The 3,176-nt window shown below is 65.6% G+C and carries 3 protein-coding genes; 1 reads left to right on the top strand and 2 read right to left on the bottom strand.

Features of this window, described 5'->3' with window-relative positions:
• On the bottom strand, window positions 1–1,347 hold a 1,347-nt coding region (locus RMN84_RS03570; protein ID WP_309610833.1), incomplete at its 3' end, for a DEAD/DEAH box helicase.
• Window positions 1,348–1,444: 97 nt separating this feature from the next.
• Window positions 1,445–1,867 (bottom strand): hypothetical protein, encoded by a 423-nt coding sequence (locus RMN84_RS03565; protein ID WP_309610832.1) that lies wholly within the window; start codon window positions 1,865–1,867, stop codon window positions 1,445–1,447.
• Window positions 1,868–2,028: 161 nt separating this feature from the next.
• Here RMN84_RS03565 and RMN84_RS03560 point away from each other — a divergent pair, with 161 nt between their 5' ends.
• Window positions 2,029–2,826, top strand: a complete 798-nt coding sequence (locus RMN84_RS03560) for a SapC family protein (protein WP_309610831.1) — start codon at window positions 2,029–2,031, stop codon at window positions 2,824–2,826.
• The last annotated feature ends 350 nt before the right edge of the window (window positions 2,827–3,176 follow it).

Raw genomic sequence — 3,176 nt, 5'->3', positions numbered from 1 at the left:
GGCGTCCTCCCGGCGCGGCTCTTCGCGGCGGGGGCGGTCTAGGCGGGGGGCTCGGTCGCGGCGGGGTTCTTCCGATCGGGGAGCGCGGTCTGGCGCGGGCTCCGCTTTGGCGGTGGGTTCGGGCTTTGCAGCAGCCTTCGGAGCCGCCTTCGCCCTTGGCGCGCGTTCGCGCTTTTCGCGGGGGGCTTCTTCGCTGGCCGGCGCTGCGGCAGCGGGCGCACCCTCGGCCGATCCGTCACCCGAAAAACGCGGGATCTTGGTGTTGGTTAGCTTCTCGATTGCTGCCACCGCGTCGCCGTCTTCCTTGGTCGCGAGCGTGATGGCGATGCCCTTCAGCCCCGCGCGGCCGGTGCGGCCGATGCGGTGGACATAGTCGTCGGGCTGCCACGGCACGTCGAAGTTGACGACATGGCTGACGCCCTTGACGTCGAGCCCGCGCGCGGCGACGTCGGAGGCGACGAGGATCGAGATGGTGCCGTCCTTGAAGCGGTCGAACTCGGCGATGCGCTCGGCTTGCTCCATGTCGCCGTGAATCTGGCCGACGGCAAACCCGGCGCGCTTGAGGCTGGTGGCGAGGTCGCGCACCGTGGTCTTGCGGTTCGAGAAGACGATCGCGTTCTTGACCTCCTCGTGGCGCAGCACCCCCGTCAGCACGTCGCGCTTCTTGGCCGAGGTCGTGATAATGACGCGCTGCTCGATGTTGAGGTTGGCGCTGGCCGGGCGCGACACTTCCAGGACCTTGGGATCGGTCAGGAACTTGTCGGCGAGTTTCTTGATCGGCGGCGGCATGGTCGCGGAGAAGAGCAGGGTCTGGCGTGATTTCGGCAGGCGCGAGCAGATTTCCTCGATGTCGGGGATGAACCCCATGTCGAGCATGCGGTCGGCCTCGTCGATCACCAGCAGGTTGCACCCGGTCAGCAGAATCTTGCCGCGGCCGTAGAGGTCCATCAGCCGCCCGGGGGTGGCGATGAGGACGTCGACGCCCTTTTCGAGCGCCTTGACCTGGTCGCCCATCTGCACGCCGCCGATGAGCAGCGCCATCGAGAGCTTGTGATATTTGCCGTATTTTACGAAATTCTCGGCGACCTGCGCGGCAAGTTCGCGCGTCGGCTCGAGGATCAGGCTGCGCGGCATGCGGGCGCGGCTGCGACCCTCGCCCAATATGTCGATCATCGGCAGGACGAAAGCGGCGGTCTTGCCGGTACCGGTCTGGGCGATGCCGATGATGTCCTTGCCCATCAGGACCGGGGGGATCGTCCCCTTCTGGATCGGGGTCGGCTCGTCATAGCCGGCTTCGGCGACGGCGCGGAGCAAGGGGTCGGATAGGCCGAGATCGGCAAAGGGCATGAATAGTCCGGTCAGGAAGGATATTGCCGCAGTGCAGCAACGAAGCGACACCTAAGGCGCAAATTGGTCAAAATGTCAAGGAAACGAAGGGGGCGGGCTAACGGCGCAGTCGTGGGGCCAGCAGGTGAAACTTCTCGATCCGGCAGCTCGCACCCATTCGCGAGCGGATCTCGTCGCGCCGGGCGCACAGCCGGTCGTCCTGCGGCTGGACGTAAAAGCCGTCGTAAAAGTCGAGCGCGGTGCAGTCGTCGTCGATCCTTGCCCGATAGCGTGTGCGGTCGCGGGTCATGAAATCGATCGCGTCACGCCCTGCGAGCATCGCCCCGACGATGTCGGCGGCGGGCAGGCATTTGGGGCCTTTGAGTTCCTGCCATTCGAACAGTGGCGCGGTCGGCGGGTGGGGGCGGACGGGGATGCGGAAAATCGTCGTCTGCTCGACGGTCAAGGTCGTCACGTTCCGGTCGTTCGACGACAGGCCGAACAGCGCCGGGATCAGCGAGAAAAAGTGCAGCAGGTTCAAGGGTTGATCTCGTTCATGCCCGTGCCGTCGCAGGAGCGGATTGAACCGCGGCTGAACCTCTTGCCGCATCGCCCTTGCGCTTGAAAAGCCCCGCTTCTAAACGGCGGCACGAATTCAGGGTGCCCGCGTCGGCGGCGTCGCCCGCCCCAGGAGATGACGACATGGCGAGCCAAGCGCCCGAATCCGGACTGCCCCTGCTGTACAACGCCCTCGAGCCGATCAACCTGCAGCAGCATGGCGACAAGAAGCTGAAGCCGATCGACAGCGCCCCGCATATCGCCCAGGCTCATGCGATCCCGGTGACAGTCGATGAGTTTGCCCTCCTGCAGCGGACCTATCCGATCGTGTTCTCGATGGGTGACACGCCTGTTCCTTTGGCTTTGATGGGGCTCAACGAGGGGGTCAATACCTACCTCGACGACAAGGGCATGCAGATCGAGCCGGCGTATCTTCCGGCCTATCTGCGCCGCTACCCGTTCCTGCTCGCCCAGTTGCAGGAGGGCAGTGACGAACTGTCGCTGTGCGTCGACCCGACCAGCGGCACGATCAGCGACGGGCCCGACGGCGAGGCGATCTTCGACGGCGACCAGCCCAGCGCGCGGATCAAGGAAATCCTCGATTTCTGCGAGCAGTTCGAAGCCGCCGGCCAGCGCACCGGGGCATTCATGGCCGATCTGCAGAAGGCCGGCCTGCTGATGGACGGCGAAGTCGCGATCCAGCCCGACGGCAGCGAACAGCCGTTCGTCTATCGCGGGTTCCAGATGGTCGACGAGGAAAAGATGCGCGAACTGCGCGGCGACGAGCTGCGCCGGATGAACCAGAACGGCATGCTGCCACTGATCTTCGCGCACCTCTTCAGCCTGGCCCAGATCCGCGACATCTTCAGCCGCCAGGTGACGCAGGGCAAGGGCCCGATCCAGGTCGACGCGCCCGCGCTGCCGGAACCTGCCAACGCCTGAACGCGCCCGCCAACGCCCGAGCGGCACCGGGTTCAGCCGCCGGATCGGACCGGACTGGCTGCAATCGATTATTTTTTGAGCGGGCGGCCCTTGACCCGGGCCAAGCTTGATCCGATATTGTTCGGGCAACGGACGTCCCCCGCATCTCCCCTTTGCGGGCCGCGTCCGGAGCCGCACTTCGGTGCGTTCCTCCCTGAACTTCGGCCATCCCGGCATTGTCGGGGTGGCCTATTTTTTGGTTCGGAATGCTTCCCTCCCCACAAAGGGGAGGGGATTTTCACGCTGCGGTTACGGCGCTTTATTCGGCGGCGATGGCGGCGGGGGCGGCGGTCAGGGCTTCGGCGAGGCCG

The sequence above is a fragment of the Sphingomonas sp. genome, from assembly GCF_031380695.1.
Lineage (GTDB): Bacteria > Pseudomonadota > Alphaproteobacteria > Sphingomonadales > Sphingomonadaceae > Sphingomicrobium.
Note: the sequence above shows the minus strand (reverse complement) of the source record. Positions and strands in the feature narration are given on the sequence as shown.